At 36.7% G+C, this 19062-nt stretch carries 23 protein-coding genes; 13 read left to right on the plus strand and 10 right to left on the minus strand.

The window, feature by feature from the left end; genetic code table 11:
- Positions 1 to 3: 3 nt before the first annotated feature.
- From infB to rimP, 3 genes are read right to left on the minus strand one after another with little or no spacing between them, the layout of a single operon-like run.
- Positions 4 to 2799, minus strand: coding sequence for a translation initiation factor IF-2 (infB, locus tag BUA71_RS09925; protein WP_072879280.1), 2796 nt, complete (start codon positions 2797 to 2799; stop codon positions 4 to 6).
- A 54-nt stretch (positions 2800 to 2853) separates the two neighbouring features.
- Positions 2854 to 4086, minus strand: coding sequence for a transcription termination factor NusA (gene nusA / locus BUA71_RS09930; RefSeq protein ID WP_072879282.1), 1233 nt, complete (start codon positions 4084 to 4086; stop codon positions 2854 to 2856).
- Positions 4087 to 4098: 12 nt separating this feature from the next.
- Complete coding sequence (rimP, locus tag BUA71_RS09935; protein ID WP_072879285.1) at positions 4099 to 4560, minus strand: ribosome assembly cofactor RimP; 462 nt, start codon at positions 4558 to 4560, stop codon at positions 4099 to 4101.
- Positions 4561 to 4720: 160 nt separating this feature from the next.
- On the opposite strand from rimP, the gene BUA71_RS09940 reads away from it, so the two are divergent.
- Positions 4721 to 5551, plus strand: a complete 831-nt coding sequence (locus BUA71_RS09940) for a universal stress protein (protein WP_072879287.1) — start codon at positions 4721 to 4723, stop codon at positions 5549 to 5551.
- On the opposite strand, the gene BUA71_RS09945 is transcribed toward BUA71_RS09940, so the two are convergent.
- Positions 5548 to 7065, minus strand: a complete 1518-nt coding sequence (locus BUA71_RS09945; protein ID WP_072879288.1) for a hypothetical protein — start codon at positions 7063 to 7065, stop codon at positions 5548 to 5550. The two genes, BUA71_RS09940 and BUA71_RS09945, sit on opposite strands and share 4 nt — an antisense overlap.
- Positions 7066 to 7248: 183 nt before the next feature.
- Here BUA71_RS09945 and BUA71_RS09950 point away from each other — a divergent pair, with 183 nt between their 5' ends.
- From BUA71_RS09950 to BUA71_RS09990, 9 genes are all read left to right on the plus strand, one after another.
- Positions 7249 to 7461 (plus strand): hypothetical protein, encoded by a 213-nt coding sequence (locus BUA71_RS09950; protein WP_072879290.1) that lies wholly within the window; start codon positions 7249 to 7251, stop codon positions 7459 to 7461.
- Positions 7462 to 7585: 124 nt separating this feature from the next.
- Positions 7586 to 8224 carry a metallophosphatase domain-containing protein gene (locus BUA71_RS09955; RefSeq protein ID WP_072879292.1) on the plus strand — a complete coding sequence of 213 codons (639 nt, stop codon included), beginning with the start codon at positions 7586 to 7588 and terminating at the stop codon, positions 8222 to 8224.
- A 171-nt stretch (positions 8225 to 8395) separates the two neighbouring features.
- Positions 8396 to 8737: a hypothetical protein gene (locus BUA71_RS09960; protein WP_072879294.1), complete on the plus strand. Its 342-nt coding sequence runs from the start codon at positions 8396 to 8398 to the stop codon at positions 8735 to 8737.
- 190 nt (positions 8738 to 8927) lie between these two features.
- Complete coding sequence (locus BUA71_RS09965) at positions 8928 to 9179, plus strand: DUF3098 domain-containing protein (RefSeq protein WP_072879296.1); 252 nt, start codon at positions 8928 to 8930, stop codon at positions 9177 to 9179.
- A 6-nt stretch (positions 9180 to 9185) separates the two neighbouring features.
- The gene (locus tag BUA71_RS09970) at positions 9186 to 9980 is read left to right on the plus strand and encodes an undecaprenyl-diphosphate phosphatase (RefSeq protein WP_072879298.1); all 795 of its coding nucleotides are present in this window, start codon (positions 9186 to 9188) and stop codon (positions 9978 to 9980) included.
- Positions 9981 to 9990: 10 nt separating this feature from the next.
- The gene (gene truB / locus BUA71_RS09975) at positions 9991 to 10698 is read left to right on the plus strand and encodes a tRNA pseudouridine(55) synthase TruB (protein WP_072879300.1); all 708 of its coding nucleotides are present in this window, start codon (positions 9991 to 9993) and stop codon (positions 10696 to 10698) included.
- A gap of 70 nt (positions 10699 to 10768) precedes the next feature.
- The gene (locus tag BUA71_RS09980; protein WP_245812566.1) at positions 10769 to 11509 is read left to right on the plus strand and encodes an energy transducer TonB family protein; all 741 of its coding nucleotides are present in this window, start codon (positions 10769 to 10771) and stop codon (positions 11507 to 11509) included.
- Positions 11510 to 11512: 3 nt separating this feature from the next.
- A complete protein-coding gene (locus BUA71_RS09985; protein WP_072879303.1) occupies positions 11513 to 12094 on the plus strand; it encodes a DNA-3-methyladenine glycosylase I in 582 nt (193 codons plus the stop codon).
- 188 nt (positions 12095 to 12282) lie between these two features.
- Positions 12283 to 12978: a DUF2490 domain-containing protein gene (locus BUA71_RS09990; RefSeq protein WP_072879305.1), complete on the plus strand. Its 696-nt coding sequence runs from the start codon at positions 12283 to 12285 to the stop codon at positions 12976 to 12978.
- A gap of 16 nt (positions 12979 to 12994) precedes the next feature.
- On the opposite strand, the gene aat is transcribed toward BUA71_RS09990, so the two are convergent.
- The 3 genes from aat to BUA71_RS10005 form a co-directional block, all read right to left on the minus strand.
- Positions 12995 to 13636 carry a leucyl/phenylalanyl-tRNA--protein transferase gene (aat, locus tag BUA71_RS09995; protein ID WP_072879306.1) on the minus strand — a complete coding sequence of 214 codons (642 nt, stop codon included), beginning with the start codon at positions 13634 to 13636 and terminating at the stop codon, positions 12995 to 12997.
- Between the two features lie 280 nt (positions 13637 to 13916).
- A complete protein-coding gene (locus BUA71_RS10000) occupies positions 13917 to 14288 on the minus strand; it encodes a DUF3127 domain-containing protein (protein WP_072879308.1) in 372 nt (123 codons plus the stop codon).
- Positions 14289 to 14298: 10 nt separating this feature from the next.
- Positions 14299 to 15168, minus strand: coding sequence for a flavin reductase family protein (locus tag BUA71_RS10005; protein ID WP_072879310.1), 870 nt, complete (start codon positions 15166 to 15168; stop codon positions 14299 to 14301).
- A gap of 168 nt (positions 15169 to 15336) precedes the next feature.
- Here BUA71_RS10005 and BUA71_RS10010 point away from each other — a divergent pair, with 168 nt between their 5' ends.
- On the plus strand, positions 15337 to 16485 hold the full coding sequence (locus tag BUA71_RS10010; protein ID WP_072879312.1) for a sensor histidine kinase: 1149 nt from the start codon (positions 15337 to 15339) through the stop codon (positions 16483 to 16485).
- Here the strand turns inward: BUA71_RS10010 and BUA71_RS10015 are convergent.
- The 3 genes from BUA71_RS10015 to greA all read right to left on the minus strand — a co-directional run bounded on the left by BUA71_RS10015 (position 16482) and on the right by greA (position 17856).
- A complete protein-coding gene (locus BUA71_RS10015; RefSeq protein ID WP_072879314.1) occupies positions 16482 to 16886 on the minus strand; it encodes an acyl-CoA thioesterase in 405 nt (134 codons plus the stop codon). The genes BUA71_RS10010 and BUA71_RS10015 overlap by 4 nt on opposite strands.
- A gap of 1 nt (position 16887) precedes the next feature.
- Positions 16888 to 17277 (minus strand): HIT family protein, encoded by a 390-nt coding sequence (locus tag BUA71_RS10020; RefSeq protein WP_072879316.1) that lies wholly within the window; start codon positions 17275 to 17277, stop codon positions 16888 to 16890.
- A gap of 102 nt (positions 17278 to 17379) precedes the next feature.
- Positions 17380 to 17856, minus strand: a complete 477-nt coding sequence (gene greA, locus BUA71_RS10025; protein WP_072879318.1) for a transcription elongation factor GreA — start codon at positions 17854 to 17856, stop codon at positions 17380 to 17382.
- Between the two features lie 119 nt (positions 17857 to 17975).
- Between greA and BUA71_RS10030 the strand changes: the two genes are divergently transcribed.
- Both BUA71_RS10030 and BUA71_RS10035 read left to right on the plus strand, forming a co-directional pair.
- Positions 17976 to 18407, plus strand: coding sequence for a Rieske (2Fe-2S) protein (locus BUA71_RS10030; RefSeq protein WP_072879320.1), 432 nt, complete (start codon positions 17976 to 17978; stop codon positions 18405 to 18407).
- A gap of 75 nt (positions 18408 to 18482) precedes the next feature.
- A complete protein-coding gene (locus tag BUA71_RS10035; RefSeq protein WP_072879322.1) occupies positions 18483 to 18734 on the plus strand; it encodes a hypothetical protein in 252 nt (83 codons plus the stop codon).
- Positions 18735 to 19062: the final 328 nt, after the last annotated feature.

The raw sequence follows: 19062 nt of genomic DNA on the forward strand, positions 1-19062 counted from the left end.
TAATTATTTAAGCTTCTTCTTCACCTCTACTTCGTGGAAAGATTCAATTACATCGCCTTCTTTAATATCGTTGTAATTTTTAACCTGCATACCACAATCGTAGCCTTTAGCAACCTCCTTAACGTCGTCTTTAAAGCGTTTAAGCGATGCTAATTCCCCGGTGAATATAACAACCCCATCACGAATTAAACGTATGCCAGAGCTTCTATATATCTTACCAGAAGTAACCATACAACCGGCAATGGTTCCAACCTTAGAAATCTTAAAGGTTTCTCTAATTTCAGCAGTACCATTAATTTCTTCTTTAAGTTCTGGTGAAAGCATCCCTTCCATCGCGTCCTTAAGATCGTTAATAGCATCGTAAATAATAGAGTAAGTCCTAATATCAATTTCTTCCTTATCGGCAAGTTGTCTTGCATTACCGGCAGGACGAACATTAAAGCCTATAATTACCGCATCTGAAGCCGATGCAAGCAACACATCACTTTCTGTTATCGCTCCTACTCCTTTGTGAATAATATTCACCTGGATTTCTTCGGTAGATAATTTAAGGAAACTATCGGTAAGCGCTTCCACAGAACCATCTACATCACCTTTTAGAATAATATTAAGCTCTTTAAAGTCACCTAAAGCGATTCTACGGCCAATTTCATCTAAGGTAATATGACGTTGTGTTCTAACAGTTTGCTCACGTTGCAACTGGGTTCGCTTAGCTGCAATTTCTTTTGCCTCACGCTCATCTGTCATTACTTTAAACTTATCCCCTGCTTGTGGAGCACCATCAAGACCTAAAATAGAAACCGGCGTTGAAGGTCCTGCTTCTTTAATTTCCTGTCCGCGCTCATCGTGCATAGCCTTTATTTTACCACTATGACGACCGGCAAGCACATAATCCCCAACTTTAAGGGTACCAGCCTGAACAAGGATTGTAGCTACATAACCACGCCCTTTATCCAGGTAAGCTTCTACGATAGTACCACTAGCTAATTTATCTGGATTAGCTTTTAATTCCAGAATTTCAGATTCCAGTAATACTTTCTCCAGGAGTTCATCTACACCAGCTCCTGTTTTTGCAGAAATATCGTGAGATTGAACTTTACCACCCCAATCTTCTACCAATAAATTCATGGCAGCAAGCTTCTCTTTAATTTTTTCTGGGTTGGCCGTAGGTAAATCAGATTTGTTGATAGCAAACACAATTGGTACTCCCGCCGCCTGAGCGTGAGAGATAGCCTCTTTGGTTTGCGGCATCACATCATCATCTGCAGCGATCACAATAATCGCGATATCTGTTACCTGGGCACCACGTGCACGCATCGCGGTAAAGGCCTCGTGCCCCGGAGTATCCAGGAAGGATATTTTTTGTCCGTTTTTAAGTTTTACCGCATAAGCACCAATATGCTGAGTAATTCCACCGCTTTCCCCAGCAATTACATTTTCCTGCCTAATATGGTCAAGCAAAGAAGTTTTACCGTGATCTACGTGACCCATTACAGTTACGATAGGCGCTCTCTCTTCTAGATCATCTGGGTTTTCTTCTACTTCTTCTACAGTTTCTTCAAGATCTGCAGTTACAAATTCAACATCATAACCAAATTCCTCAGCAACAATAGTTAAGGTTTCAGCATCGAGCCGCTGATTCATCGTCACCATCATTCCAAGCGACATACACGCAGAGATAACTTTCGTTACAGGTACATCCATCATCGTAGCAACCTCACTCACTGTTACAAATTCTGTAACCTTAAGTGTTTTACTGTCTGTTTCCTGTTGTGCTAAATCATCTTCTGAACGTTGACGGTGTTGATCTCTTTTATCTCTTCTATATTTAGCTCCTTTTCTTCCTTTACCAGATTTACCCTGAAGTTTTTCCAGAGTTTCCCGCACCTGCTTTTGCACCTCTTCTTCCGTAGGCTCTTCTTTAGCAATTGGTTTAGCTCTTTTCCTGGTCTTCTTACTTCCTCCACGGTTAGGAGTCCCTCCGCCTTTTACATCTTTATTAATTCGACGGCGACGTTTTTTACGCTTGTCCTTTTTATCGTCTTTTTTGTCCTCTTTTTTCTTCTCAGGTTTTTTGAACTGAGAAAGGTCAATTTTCTTTCCGGTAAAATTAGGACCATCTAATTTGGTGTAATTGGTCTTGTGGGTACTGGACTCTTCCTTGCTTTCTTCAACGTTCTTGGAATCCGCATCTTTAGAATCAGCGTTCCTGGAATTTACTTCTTTAGAAGAAGGTTTTTCCTCTTTCTTAGAAGTATCTTGCTTTGGCTTCTCTTCCTTTTTAGAGGCTACTTTTTCTTCTTCAGGTTTTTTAGCAGGACTTTCTTTCTCGGCTTTAGGCTTTTCAGTCTCCTGGGGCTGTTCAGGTTTGGCTGTTGCTCTCTCTTCCTTCTTCGTTTCTGTAGATTTTTTTCCAGGTTTTTCACCAAGATCTATTTTACCAACTTTCTTGGGACCGGCCAATTTAGTTTTAGAAGAAGTCACCTCATTTTCCTTACGGCGCTCTGTTTCTTTCTTCTCCTCGGCTTTGCGTTTTTCTTCCTGCTCGCGCTCTCTTTCCAAACGCAGCTTTTCCTTCTCCTTTCTCTTTTCTTCACCAACCTCTTTAGACTCGACTTTTTTAGACTTGTCGGTCTCAAACTCATCATATAATACCTGATAAGTCTCAGATGAGATTTTGGTCGTAGGACGCGCTTCTATTTCGTGACCCTTAGAATTTAAAAATTCTACAGCCCGGTCTAACGAAATATTAAACTCGCGTAATACTTTGTTTAGTCGCATTGTTTTTGCTTCAGCCATAAATTGCCCTCTAAATTAACCTCTTTTATTAAATATTTATTCAATCGAGTACTTCTACTCTTCAAATTCTTCTCTTAACACCTGCACTACCTCTCGAATGGTTACTTCTTCCAAATCTGTAAGTCTTAGCAAATCTTCAAGGTCTTGTTCTAACACACTTTTTGCAGTATCTAGACCTACCCTGGCAAATTCTTCTATAACCCAATCCTCTATCTCATCAGAGAATTCTTTGAGCTCTACATCTTCTTCCACACCTTCTCTAAACACATCTATTTCAAACCCTGTTAATTGTCCGGCCAATCTAATGTTATGGCCTCCACGTCCAATAGCTTTAGAAACTTCTTCTGGCTTCAGCATTACTTCTGCCGTATTGTTTTCTTCATCTATTTTGATAGACGTTATTTTTGCAGGACTTAATGCCCGTGTTATATATAATTGATCGTTTGCGGTGAAATTGATCACATCTATATTCTCATTCCCCAATTCTCTTACGATACTGTGAATACGTGACCCCTTCATCCCTACGCAAGCTCCTACCGGATCAATTCTATCATCATAAGTATCTACTGCCACCTTTGCTTTTTCACCGGGAACACGCACCACATTTTTAATGGTTATTAAACCGTCAAATACTTCTGGGATTTCCTGTTCAAAAAGTTTTTCAAGAAATACAGGAGCAGTTCGGGATAGGATAATAGTGGGTTTATTTCCTTTAAGCTCTACGCTTTCAATAATACCTCTTACATTATCTCCTTTTCTAAAAAAGTCTGAAGGGATTTGCCTGTCTTTTGGCAATACGATTTCGTTTCCTTCGTCATCTAATAGAATAATTGCTCTATGTCTAATATGATGAACCTCAGCCGTATAAATTTCGCCTTCCAATTCTTTAAAATGCTTAAAGATATTGGTGTTATCGTGCTCGTGTATTTTAGAGATAAGGTTTTGTCTTAATGCTAAAATAGCACGGCGTCCCAAATCTACCAATTTCACTTCTTCCGAAACATCTTCACCAACCTCAAAATCTGGCTCAATTTTTCGTGCTTCGCTAAGCGAGATTTCCTGGTTTGGATCTTCAACCTCCCCATCTGCCACAACAATCCTATTTCTCCAAATCTCAAGGTCCCCTTTATCGGGGTTTACAATAATATCAAAATTATCGTCTTCCCCATATTTTTTCTTTAAAGCATTCCTAAAAACTTCCTCCAGGATTGCCATTAGGGTTACACGATCTATGAGCTTGTCATCCTTAAATTCTGAAAATGATTCTATTAAGGCGATATTTTCCATATCTATTTGAGGTTAAAATGTTATCATAACTTTAGCATCCACAATTTCATCGTAGGTTAAAACAGCTTCTTTCTTTACCGTTCTTTTCCCTTTCCCAACCGGCTTAGGCTCTCTGGCTTTCCAATTAAGCGTTATCCCGTTTTGATTTGCTTCTGTTAAAGTCGCTTCAATTTTTTCGTTATTGGTAGTCACCTGTAGCTTTCTACCCAGGTTCTTCCTGTATTGTCGTTCTAATTGCAATGGTTGTGAAACTCCTGCAGAACTCACCTCCAGGGAAAAATCCTCTTCATCCCTGTCTAAATTGTGCTCTATCTTGCGACTTACCGCAATACAATCTTCAACAGAAACACCTTTATCACCATCTATTACTACCAAAATCTTATTGTCTTTAGTAATATCTAGGTCTATTAAAAATAATGAATTATTTTCCTGGAAAGCTTCCTTCAGCAAATTTTCTACTTTATCCTGCAACATAGCTTATAAAAAGAGGGGACTTTTTGTCCCCTCGCTGTACCTTTTTAAGTTTCAACGCTGCAAATATAATAATAATTTCAGAGAAAGAAAACCAGAGTTCAAATGAAATTTTATACTTAACTTTAACAATCATATCATTACTAAACCCTTACAGGCTATTATGAAAAAAATACTGGTCCCCACAGATTTCTCCAGCACCGCCGAACATGCCCTTAAAGTAGCCGCTAAATTGGCTAAGAAATACGATAGTGAAATTTATCTTTTACACATGCTGGAGCTACCTTTACAACTAATAGATCCCGTAAGTGGTAATAGAAATCAAAACCTGCCAGAATCTATCTTTTTTATGAAACTTGCCCACCAGCGCTTTGGAGCTCTTATGAAAAAGTCTTTTTTAAAGGGTATAAAGATTCATGAGACCGTTCTATTTCATCAGGCTTTTGAAGGCATTATGGAAGTAAGCCAGCAGTATGATTGCGATATAATTATAATGGGATCACACGGGGCCAGCGGGTTTAAAAAAATGTTCATTGGCAGTAATACCGAAAAAGTAGTAAGATCTTCAAATGTGCCTGTTTTGGTGATAAAAGAAGAACAGGAAGATTTCGATATTGATAATTTTATTTTTGCTACAGACGGAGAAGAAGTATATAAGAACACCTTGGAGGCGGCTTATAATTTTTCTGAAATGATTTCGGCTAAATTCCACCTCCTCTTTATAAACACTCCTAATAAATTTCTAACCAGTGACGAAGTAAAAGTGCGAATGGGAAATTTTATTGCAAACACAAAAGTAGAGAACTATGAACTCCATATTTTTAATGACACCAATGTTGAACGCGGAATTTTAAATTTTGCCAGCAAGAAAGAGAAAAGTTTAATTGGTATGAGTACGCACGGCCGTAAAGGTTTAGCACATTTCTTTAACGGAAGCATTAGCGAAGACCTGGTTCATCACGCTCAAATGCCCCTGGTAACTTTTAAAATTTAGAGAAAAGATTTTAGTGCACCATTTCTCACCATTTTCCAAAGATAATTCCAAAAGGATTTGTTGATTGTTCTGGTAGCAGTTATATTTTTCTGGGTCTTTTCTTCAGAAGTAGCCTCATTTCTAATAATAAGGTTTGCGAGAGCAGAGAGAAAACCGCTTTTACTTTCTCCATCATTTTTAAGCACTTCAACTTTAAAATCTTTATAAATTAATTTCATTTCGCCAGAAGCTTTGTTCTTGTTGCCGCTGTAATCAAACTGCATATCCCTAATACCACCCTGGGCTGCAACATTTAAAGCCGGTTTTAGAAATTGATTGATTCCCTGGCTCGAAATATTATTTAGATGACCAGAAATTCTAAATTCATCCATTTTATTAGAAATATCAAAACTCCAGTTTACTTTTAGATCTGCCTCTCCCATAAAATAAGTGGAAACCTCAATGCTGGTAGTGGGAAAATTGGTTTTTCGCATTCCCATATTTGTTAAATTATAGATACTGGCATTAAGCTCTGTAAACTTTACCAGGCCCGGTCTTCTATCGGTTTTTACTTTTTCCTGATATTGAAGTTTGGCATTTTTAACTTTTAAGGTATCCAGATTCAATTTTATAGGCAACTCCCTAATCATTTTACTATACATCTTCTTATGGCGAGGATCATCATTTACTCGTTTATCTCTGTACAGTGCTAAATCCATTTGATTTAGTTGCGCTAACGGACTTTCAATTTTTAAGGAGTCATTTTCAAGACCCCACTTCCAGGAATTGAGTTTTAATTCAGGTATTACCAGTTCCACTCGATCTTTTTCATAGGGAATATGTTTTTGAAACTCCTGCTTATCATATAAGGGCACCATGCTAATATCGTTTACCTGTAAAAATGAACTGTTTATAGCAAGTTTTTTAGCCATCATATCATGCTCGTCATTAATATTAAAAAAGATGGAATCTGCTTCTACTTGAAAATCCCCATATTTAAATGGCAGGTTAGAGGCTAAGCTGTTCTCATTTGCTGTGATTTCATTTAATTCTACTGTAGGTAGGCGTAGAAAAAGTGTGTTTTTCACAGTATCATTTTTAGCTAACTTTAAAGTAGCATGGGAAATTTCAAAAGATGATATTGCAAGGTCAAAATCATTTTTTTCTTTCTTTTTCCCTTTGGTTTTCTCTTTATCTTCTTCAGAATAAATAACCACGTTTGGTGCAGTAAGTTGCACAGCAGAAATAGCTATCTTATCCTGAAATAGATATTTAAAAACACTTACTCCTTTTACAGCAAGTTTTTCTGCCGAAACTTTTTTATCTCCCGTATGAAAACTGAAGGCGGTGATTGAAGCGTCTCCGCCCAATAAATTAACATCTATATCTTTATAAACGAATTCTTGAATAGCTTCACTTTCTTCCAGGGCCGTTTTTAACTTATGTGCCACCCATTTATTGAGACCAATAAAGACTCCAACCAGTAACAGTAGCACCACTCCTACACCGAGGGAAATTTTAGATTTTTTAGTCAATTTGCTTTTTTTGAAAAATAAATTTACAATTCTAAAACATGAGATATCTTTATTTAAGAGTTTTTAACGTAAAAATTGAAAAAGAATAGAATTAGCACGTTAAAGTTTAGTCAAACTCTATAAGTCTCGCGTTTTCAATGCATTTAGAACGTATATTTGTCACAACTAACCAATCACTAATAAATGTTTTTAAAGTTAAGTATAATAGTATTTTTTATAGCGATAGAGCTATCGCTTGCAGTTTATAGTTTTATACTTGGAGACAGCTTGTTAGTGAAGTTTCTTTTCTTTGTCACCACGGCAATAATTATTGCTTTTGGCATTACCAAACTCATTAACAAGGTTCTGCCAATAGACAAAGATTATATCTCTTCGGAAGAAAACATCGAAGAATAAATCACCTCAAGGCAAACCCACGAGATAGTTTTAATTTCAAGACAAGGCATAAAGCAATTAAATTCTTATAATTGATTAATTTTTAATCTTTCACTCCATATTCCTCAATTAGGTAAAATTATAAATGAAAATTATCTGCATCTCAGATACCCACAATAAACATCGTCAATTAAACATACCGAAAGGTGATGTATTAATTCACGCTGGAGATATTTCTGAGGGAGGGACTAAACGCGAAATAATTGACTTTTTAGACTGGTTTTCTATCCAACCGCACGAACATAAAATCTTTATAGCCGGTAATCACGATTTTTATCTGGAAAAATTAGATAAAGATGAACTAAAAAAACTTATACCTAAGAACCTGCATTATTTAGAAAATTCTGGAGTTACCATTCAGGGAATCAATTTCTGGGGCATCCCTCATACACATAATAATGGGCAATGGGCTTTTAACCTGGATAACCGATTAAAAACTTCCAACCCCTGGAACCAAATTCCGGGTAATACCAATGTGCTAATTACTCACTCTCCACCCTATAAAATTAACGATCTACTCACAAATGGCGAGCATATAGGAAATGCTTCACTTTACACAGCTCTAAATAAAAAAAACATCAATTTTCACATATTTGGCCACGTGCACGATGCTTATGGGACAACCCAATTTAACAATACTCAATTTATTAATGCCTCCAGTATAGATAATAAGCACCTACATTTTAATGAGCCGCTAAGTATCAATATTAAAACATTAAAATAAAATAACAACTTGTGGCTTTTTTCTTAATACTAAGGTTTAAAACACCTCAAAAACTCGACAAACAGGCCGTTTATCGTTAAATATTTACTAATCAAAGACTTATTGCGATTTTTTTAACAATAAAAAGAAAAAGTAAGTGTATTTTAGCCATCACTAACACCTAACTCTAATATGATGAACCACACAAACTCTTGCCCCCCATCATTAATAAACGAGATTAAGAACTTAATCTCTTATAGTATTACCCATCTTGACAGCGATCAAAAATCTGATTTCCTCATTTTTCACCGTGCAATTATTAAAAAATATTTCGAAGCTAAAAATGTACAAATTGACTATAGAAAGCAAGTGGTAGAATTGAGCATTCCGGTAGGGAAAAGAAAATATACCGGACTTACTTTCGAGTGTCAGGATTTAGAACGATTTTTAAAATCTTGCTTAAAAAAAGACAATAAAAGTGTAGAGTTTTATCACAATGTACTGTCACATTATAATATCACGCACGCTGCTTAAGCGAATTATCTTACCTATATAAGATACAGATATCATTATTATTAGAAAATGCCATACGACCTTTCGTGTGGTATTTTTATTTTCCGCATTTTACAATGTCAAATTATGTTTTAAGCTTAAATTGGTTAATTTTGGGATTTTAATTCCAATTTGAAGCAATGCCAATTGTTTCTTCGCGTTAAGTACAGGTATGAGTAATAAAAAACAAAAGACACAGAATAAGACTTATTTCATATTTGAAAAAAAGAATTATAAATTTATGTTTATAGGTCTGGCAGTAATCGCCCTGGGATTCATTCTTATGGCAGGCGGGGGCAGTGATGACCCCAATACTTTTAATCCTGCAATCTACAATTTTCAGCGTATTCGCCTGGCTCCAACCCTGGTTCTACTGGGATTTGCCATAGAAGTTTACGCTATTTTATTAAACCCCAAAAAATAGACTATCTTGAACGAATTTGATGCCGCAGTTCTTGGAATTATCCAGGGATTAACCGAGTTTTTACCTGTTTCTTCCAGTGGTCATCTTGAGCTTGGTAAAGCAATTCTTGGTGACAGTAGTTTACCCAAAGAATCCTTACTTTTTACCGTTATTCTTCATTTCGCAACTGCCTTAAGCACTTTAGTAGTCTTTAGAAAAGAGGTAGCTGAAATTTTTAAAGGTCTGTTTCAATTTAAATGGAACGATGAGTTTATATTTTCCATTAAGATTGTAATTTCTATGATTCCAGCCGCATTTATTGGGGTGTTTTTTGAAGAACAACTGGAAAGCCTCTTTGGGGGCAATATTATTTTTGTTGGCTTTATGCTCATAATTACCGCCTTATTACTGTGGCTGGCAGATAAAGCAAAGAATACAGAAAAGCCGGTAACCTACAGGAATGCTTTTGTAATTGGTATCGCCCAGGCCATCGCTATTTTACCAGGGATTTCCCGTAGTGGTGCCACTATTTCTACTTCTGTCTTATTGGGGAATGATAAGGAAAAGGCGGCGCGATTCTCCTTTCTTATGGTAGTCCCTCTTATTTTTGGAAAAATAGCCAAAGATCTTTTAGATGGAAATTTAATGGAAAGTACCAGCTCTTTCCCTGTACTACTCATAGGTTTTGTTACCGCTTTTGTGGCAGGATTGGCTGCCTGTACCTGGATGATCTCATTAGTGAAACAAAGTAAATTATCCTATTTTGCTATTTATTGTTTACTGGCAGGACTACTCTCAATTGGAATATCCTATTTCAATTAACCTTTAGAATATGGCAACAAAAATTTTTAATGCTGAAGAATTTAAAGCCGGACAAATCCTGGTTTTTGATAAACCGTTGGATTGGACTTCCTTTCAGGTAGTAAACAAAGTACGTTGGTTAATAAGGAAGAGTTGTAATATAAAGAAGATTAAGGTAGGGCACGCCGGTACCTTAGACCCACTTGCTACCGGGGTTTTGGTTCTTTGCACGGGGAAATTCACAAAAAAAATTCCGCAGTTACAGGGTACCGAAAAGGAATATACGGGGACCTTTACCCTTGGCGCCACCACGCCATCTTATGATATGGAAACCGAAGTAAATCAAACCTTTGAAACCAATCATATTTCAGAAGAAAACCTGGAAGAAGCAGCAGAACAACTTACGGGGGAAATAACACAAACCCCACCGGTTTTTTCTGCCTTAAAAAAAGATGGTAAACGCCTTTATGAATACGCCCGAAAAGGAGAAGAAGTTAAGGTTCAAAGTAGGAAGGTTACTATTGAAGCCTTTGAAATCACCGCGGTTAGGTTTCCCGAAGTAGATTTTAAAATAATTTGTAGCAAAGGCACCTACATTAGAAGTATCGCTAATGATTTTGGCATTGCCCTTGACTCTGGAGCTTATCTTTCTTCACTTAAAAGAACCCGCGTGGGAGATTTTTCTATCGAAGAAGCGCTAAGCATTTCATCTTTTGAAAAATCCTTACCTTCATCCTAAAATTTGCTTTTCAGAATTCGTGGGTTTCCTTTACCCGGTTTCCTCATAAATTTCTGAAAGAAAAAATAATTTGCCTGGTCAACAAGCATTGCCTATGGATTTCTTCGAGAAACATAAAGCACTTATTATTAGTCTCCTATTTTGTTCGGTGGTGATTTTAGCCCTGTACAATTTTAAGCTTTCTCAAAAACGCGAACAACAGGAAATGCTGGTAGATCTAGATAGTTTTAAAAAAGAAAAAATGGCAGAAAAGCCTGAACAGGATAAAACCGAAGAAGAACAAAAAGAGTCTAAAAGCAGCCGGCAAACCCACCGCGCATTCAATGAAAACCAGGAAGCACGGGAAGAGAATTTTAACAAGCAATTAGATAAAGTACTGGAACGCAAAAGCGCTAAACAGGAAACAGCGACAGCAAACGAAACTGATGATTTAAAAACCGGGAATTATGCCTTAAATAAACAAAGTGAACAATCCCGGGAAGAATCCCAGGGCGACAATACTGGAAACACACTAACCAACCAGTCTGGCAGTTTACAAAACAGCTCCATTTCTTTCTCCTTAAGAGGCCGAAAGGCCCTCACAATCCCAAACCCCATTTACACCTGCGATACACCCGGAAAAATTGTAGTGAACATTACGGTAAATTCGCAGGGAAGGGTTAAAAGTACCGCGATCAACAAAGCGAGTTCTACCTCAAATAATGAATGTCTTACTCAAAAAGCCCTGGAATATGCTGCCAATGCGGTTTTCTCGTCTTTAGCAGGCAGAAATAATCAATTGGGAACTATAACTTATCATTTTAAACCTTAAATTATGGATAAAAAAGAACGTTGTGACTGGTGCAAAGGTGATGCCCTTTATGAAGCTTATCACGACCAGGAATGGGGTGTGCCTGTTTACGATGATACTACTATTTTTGAATTTCTTATTCTAGAAACCTTTCAGGCGGGTTTAAGCTGGATCACCATTTTGAGAAAACGGGAAAACTTCCGGAAGGCATTTGATGATTTTGACTTTAAAAAGATCGCTAATTATTCCGAAGAAAAGATTCAGGAATTATTGGAAGATCCGGGGATAATTCGAAATAAATTAAAAGTAAGGGCTACAATATCCAATGCTAAGGCATTTATGGAAGTTCAGAAGGAGTTTGGAAGTTTTAGCGATTACATTTGGGGTTTCGTAGATCACAAACCTATTCAACACGAGGTAAGAGATTACACGAAGCAACCTGCAACTACCAAAATTAGCGAGCAGCTTAGCAAGGACCTTAAAAAACGAGGATTCAAATTCGTAGGTCCCACCGTAGTCTATGCGCATATGCAAGCTACGGGAATGGTGAACGATCACGAGATCTCTTGTTTTCGCCATAAAGAAGTTAAAGGAATGGCAAGATAGCCGGTTAAAAGCTCATAGAATTTAGATAAATCGGGATAATTTTTATTTCAATTATTTTAGGCTTCCTAAATCTTTTCAGTTTTTTGTTGCATATTTGAATTCTTGCTGAAAACAAACCGGAAAAGCAGTAGTTATTCCTTATCATAAATTTTTTCAGTAATAAAAAACTGCATTTTTATTTTATAATTATGAAGCATCTATTTTCAAAAAACCATCTCTTAATTTTTCTAATAGCCATCCTTTTTTTTAATCAGGACTTAAAAGCACAAGACAATGTGGAGCTTTTAATTGAACCCGAGTTCTCTATAGATCTGGATACCAAAACACAATGGACGCATAGCTTTGGCATTGCTAGCAGGGATATTATTTTTGAAGAAAAGCAGTTCCATTTTAATGCCCAGCATATTGAGCTTTCCCATTTTACCGGTTATAAGTTAGACGATGCTAATAAGGTGAGTTTGGGGGTAAGATATAGGTTTAAAGAGATATTTCATGATGCTAAAACCGACGAACTAAGAATTGTAGAACAATTTAGCCATGGAATAAAAAAGGAAAATCTAAAAATTGGGCACCGTTTAAGAATTGAACAACGCATTACCGATATTACAAGAAATAGGACCAGGTATCGGTTTTCTTTAGAATTCCCATTAAATAATGCAATAGAACCACGAAAAGTTTTCTCGCTAAAAACTTCGGCTGAAGCGCTCTGGATGATAGGAAAAAAAATTCCTACCACTTATGAGCAAAGACTTTCAATTTCTGTGGGAAAAGAAATAGGTGTCAAGACAGATTTAGATTTTGGCATTCAATATAGGCTTTCAGACTACACCCACCATCCTGAGCATAGATTCTTTCTTACCACTGGCCTCAATGTAACGATATAATTTTATCGCGTAAAGATCAGGAAACTAGATATTCTAAAAATTTATTCCGAGAAATCTCTTCTGCCCCAAGGCTTTCCAGGTGTTTAGTATAAACCTGACAGTCAATAAGTTTCACCCCCTGTGCTCTCAACTTTTCCACCAGCTTTATAAAACCAACTTTGGAAGCATTGCTCACCCGGGCAAACATACTTTCGCCACAAAAAACCTGTTTGTCTTTCAGGTAAATTCCATAAAGTCCACCTACCAATTCTTTATTTTGCCATACCTCTACAGAATGTGCATAGTCTAAATCATGTAGCTTCGTGTATTGTTTAATCATCCCGGGAGTGATCCAGGTATCGTCCTGCCCTTCCCTCTTTATTTGAGCACAAGCTTCAATAACTGCCGGGAAATCTTTATTAAAAGTAACTTCAAACTCATCCTTTCTCAACACCTGTTTCATGCTTTTTGAAACCTTAAGATTCTCGGGAAAAAGCACCATTCGGGGATCGGGAGACCACCAAAGTACCGGTTGGGAAGCATCATACCAGGGAAAAATTCCGTGCTTATATGCATAGATCAATCTTTCCACACTTAAATCCCCACCAATGGCGAGAAGTCCGTCTTCATTGGCAACGGTGATTGCCGGGAACTTTTCGTTGTTTTTTAAAAGATGCAATACTCTTATTTTTGTTTTTAATAGGCAAAATACAATTGGGAACGTTTCCCATCACTTTACCTTTATATAATTTACGAAAAGAAAAAGCTTAGCGTTCTTAATAGATTGCTAAGCTTTTTACAATTTTTCCTGAAAATGAAATTTCAGAAATAATATTTTTAAACCAGAAAAATTTAGGAATCAACAACCTCGACCCAAAGGTATGAGGTATGCTTCCAAAAAAACCCTTTATTTCAAGTTAAGTCCCGGGGAAACTAAACCCCTGGCCACCGTCCCGTGATTAAAAAGGAAGATCGTCATGATCTTCTTCATTAAAATCGCTGGCCGGTTCAAAATTATCTGGCGGTGGCACATCTTGTCCGCTAGGTTGTGCCGCTTGTAAATTCTCAATGCGCCAACCCTGTATGGAGTTAAAATACTTTGTTTCTCCCTGTGGGCTTACCCACTCCCTACCTCTTAGGTTGATACCGATTTTTACCGGTTGTCCAACCTGGTAATTATTCAATAAATCGGTTTTATCCTGAACAAATTCCACCAATAAATGTTGCGGATATTGCTCTTCAGTGGTCACAACCACTTCTCTTTTTCTAAATCCGTTATTACCATAGGTTTTCGTTTCTCCTATGAGTTTAATTTTACCTTGTACTTCCATTTTTTCGTATTTATGCTAATAATAATTTCCAGGCCGCATCAATCTTATTTTCTTCCAAAAATAGCTGTGCCCGGTGATGAATTTCATTTCTATTGTTTGACTTGAGCAGTGTTGCCAAATCAGTATTTTCTGCTATAAATGCTGAAATTTCAGCTTCTTTTGGCAATTTCTCAACATTCCCAAGTTTCCCCAGGTCGTTACCGGTTAATATTGTACTTTCTTTTATTTCTGAAGGGATTGCATCTATGCCTATTCCGAGGTTTGAAAGTGGTTTCTCTACCTCAAACATCCCTAAATTTGCCCGCGTATACCAGTTACCTCCCATCCTGGCCACCTGGTCTATTTTATGCTGATCTATTTTCCCCGCATCATCCAAAATATTTTCCTGAATGTGTACTTTAAGCACTTCACAAATAACCAGGTTTCCGGCTCCACCTTCCTGGCCCGTTTCTACTACTTCTTTTACTTTGCATTCAAATTGCACCGGGGATTCAGCTACGCGAAAAGGTTTAATAAGTGCCGACTTTAGCATGGTAAAACCTGCTTTCTCAAACTCATTTACCCCTTCGGCATATTCGGTACTGGCCAGCGACATTTGCTGTACCATAGCATAATTTACAATATTAATTACTACCTCGGCTACCGCTTTCACATTCTTATAAGTATGTTTTACCGTGTTATCCCTTCCCCTTCTCGCAGGCGAAAAAATTAAAGTTGGCGGATTGGCCCCAAAAACATTAAAAAAACTAAATGGGGATAAATTTGGCCTACCTTCATCATCTATTGTACTGGCAAAAGCTATAGGTCTTGGTCCTATGGCACCCAGTAAATACTGGTGAAGTTGGCCGGTTCCCACCTCTTTGGGGTCTATTGTTAACATAGGTTATTTTTCGCAAAGATAACGAAACATGCAGGGAATGAAAAGCCCTGCCATGCAATAAAATTCGTTTAAAAACGCTTATCTTTAAATCTTAGAATATCAATTTAATTTTTAAGTGTCGTGTTATAAATTTGAAGGTTTAATTGGTATAAAGCTCTTTTCGTCTCTATGAACTTCACAGACAAACGTAATTTTATTCGCTGGTTTATCATTTTTTCATGCCTGCTGGTAGTTGGCCTGGTGCTTTGGAATACCAGTATTTTCTTTCAACGCTTAAAACAAAACGAAAGAAACAAGATGAATATTTGGGCAAAAGCGCAGGAAGCTTTAGACCGGGCACCAGATGATGCCGATTTAGACCTCATCCTGGAAATTTTAAATAACAATACAACTATTCCTATAATCCACACCAATGCCCACGGTGAGATAGATTATACTACAAATATTGACCCCGATATTCTTGACAATCCAAAAAAAGCCCAAAACCTCCTTACCGATTTAAAAACGGAAAATGCCCCTATTATTATTAACCTGGGAAATGGCCATAAACAATATATTTACTACGGAAACTCCCCTGTACTAAACAGCCTTAAATATTATCCGCTAGGTTTGGTTTTTATAGGCTTTCTATTTATTGGCGTGATTTATTTCTTCTATACAACTACAAAAAACAGTGAGCAAAACAAACTTTGGGCCGGGATGGCGAAAGAAACCGCTCACCAAATAGGCACTCCCCTATCATCTTTAATAGGTTGGACCGAAATACTAAAGCAGGAAAATGTAAATAGATCTTATGTCTTAGAAATTGAAAAAGATATAGACCGTCTGCAAACCATCACAGAACGATTTTCTAAAATTGGCTCTGCACCTATTTTAATTAAAACCGATATTGTAGAAGCCACACAACAAAGTTTTGATTATTTAAAATCCAGAAGTTCTAAGTTAATTCAATTTTCCCTGGAAGTTCCAGATAAAGTGATTCCGGTTTCCCTAAACAAACAACTTTATAGCTGGACTATTGAAAATTTAGTAAAAAATGCTATAGACGCCATGCGCGGAAAGGGAGAACTTCACATTCGCCTGGAAGAAGATGAAAAGTGGGCCTATATTTTACTTAAAGACAGTGGCAAAGGAATAGACAAAAGCAAATTCAAGCTAATTTTTGAACCCGGTCATACCACGAAAAAAAGAGGCTGGGGCCTTGGTTTGTCTTTAGCCAAAAGAATTATTGAACAATACCATCACGGTCGTATCAAAGTAGCGCAAAGTGAACTTAACAAAGGCACCACATTTCAAATCGCACTGCGCAAAGTTTAAAATTCTGAAAGTTTGGCCCTTAAATCATCAGGGATATGAAAAGTTTTATTTTTCTCAAAATCAAAACATACTACCACATCTTTTCCTTCGGCACAAACTTCATTTTCTTCGTTAAGAATAAGATGTTTTAAGCCAAAACTGGAGTTTTTCATAAAATCCAGTTTAGTTTTAACTATTGCAGTCCCTGGATAATATAGGGATTTTTTAAAATCGCAGTTAGTAGAAACTAACATTGTGCCTTTATTTGTATTTTCATACAGGTTATAAATCCCGGTAGCTTCCCAAAAATTCACTCGCCCCGATTGTAAGAATCGCATAAAAGCGATATTGTTTACATGTTTATACATATCGAGATCGCTCCAATCTATTCTAAGCTGGAGACTTAATTTATATGATTTCATCTTAAAGATTCACATTTATCGATTCTGCAATTTCTTTAAATTCCTCCTCATTTAGATCAATACTCTTTGAAAAATCCATATCACTCATTTCATTCAACGGGATAAGGTGTACATGCACGTGTGGAACTTCCAGTCCTACCACCGCCATACCCACTCTTTTACAGGGTATAGCTTTTTCCATAGCGATAGCGACTTTTCGGGAAAACCGCATAAGCTCCTGATACCATTCTTCTTCTAAATCAAAGATTTTATCTACTTCTTTTTTGGGAATGCATAACGTATGCCCTTTAGCATTAGGACTTATATCTAAAAAAGCTAAAAACATACTATCTTCTGCAACTTTATAAGCGGGTACTTCCCCTCTTATAATTTTGGTGAATAAACTGGCCATAATATTTTGAATTGGTTAGTGCCTATAAATGTAAAATCCTTTTCACATAAACTTAGTTAAAGCAATGGGAAAAGGATTTTTAAATTTGTTAAAACCTGGTACTTAGTCGCGCCAAATTTCTTTAACTTCAAACTTCATAATTCCGCTGGGCACATTAATTTCGGCAATATCGCCTACTTTTTTTCCAAGAAGGCCCTGGCCAATAGGAGAATCTACAGAGATTTTCCCCGCTTTAAGATCAGCTTCACTTTGTGCAACCAGTTTATATTTCATCTCGGCACCATTGGTTTGGTTTTTTATCCTAACATTAGAATGTACCAGAATCTTATCGGTATCTAATTGAGATTCGTCTATAACACGGGCGTTGGCGACTAATTCCTCCATTTTAGAGATTTTAAGCTCCAACAAGCCCTGTGCTTCTTTCGCAGCATCATATTCGGCGTTTTCACTTAAATCGCCTTTATCCCGTGCTTCTCCTATCGCTTCAGAAGCTCGCGGTCTTTCTACATCCCTAAGTTGATTTAATTCAGCTTTCAACTTTTTTAACCCATCTGCAGTATAATAAGATACTTTACTCATAACTTCTTCGTTTATATAAATACAAAAAATCCCATAGCGCGACGGGATTTGTTTAACAAATGTAATAAATTTAAACCTTGAAAACAATAATATTATTTAGCCCTAAATTTATCAATCTCATGAAAAAAACCGCAGTATCCTTCTTATTATTATTGATTTTTAGCGCTTGCTCCTCCAATGATGATAATTACATTAATAACCCTAATCTTGTTAATTTAAATTTTCAGCTACAGCTAAATTTAAATTTTCCAGAGTATAACGATTTGCAATATCCCGGGAACAATTATGTAACATATAACGAAGGAATAAAGGGAGTTGTTGTTTACAATGTAAATAACTCACATTACACTGCTTTTGAACTTAGCGACCCCAACCACCCGCCAAAGGATTGCTCGGCAATGACTGTGAAAGGCATCATCGCTACCTGCAACTGTGAAGATGGTAATTCTTATAATATTATCTCGGGGGAATTAGTAGAAGGAGAAGGAGAATATACGATGAAAGAATATCGGGTAGAAAAGCGCGGAAATACGATTGAAGTGTATAATTAAAACTTCAAAAGCCCCCTAACCCTCAAAAGGGGGCTTAAAAAAATTCACTATATTTACTTTGTAAAATTATTAATTATGAGCACTTTAGAACTTAAAAATCAGGTAATAGATAAATTGGAAAATGCCGATGAGAATTTATTAAAAAAAGTTCAGGCTACTATTAATGATCATGAAGAAAATAAAATTGTAGCTCATACTGTTTCAGGAAAACCGCTGACTATTAAGGAATATAGAGCAGAGGTCTTTAAGGCTGAAAGAGATATTGAGCAGGGACGATACTATACGACCAGCGAATTGAAAACGGAAATGGAAAAATGGAAAAGGTAGTATGGTCTGAGCAGGCCAAACTTGACTTATTTCATATTTGGGAATTTTACTCGATAATCGAGATTTAAATGCTCCGAAGCTTGCCTCGAATTCAAATTATTACTCCTTTATAATACCTCCTGGGCTTGCCCTAAGGTATTTTATTTCTTTGAAAAATTTAAAAGCAGCCGATTCAATTTTTTATGAAATAATTAAAACGGCTGAAACGATTAGTTTTCCATCGCAATATCAAAAAGAAGATTTTTTAGAAAGTCGTCACAGACGTGCTATTTATAAACATTTCAAAATTATTTATTCAATAATTAACAAGGAATTACACGTTTTAAAA

It is taken from the genome of Salegentibacter echinorum (assembly GCF_900129445.1).
Taxonomy (GTDB): Bacteria; Bacteroidota; Bacteroidia; order Flavobacteriales; family Flavobacteriaceae; genus Salegentibacter; species Salegentibacter echinorum.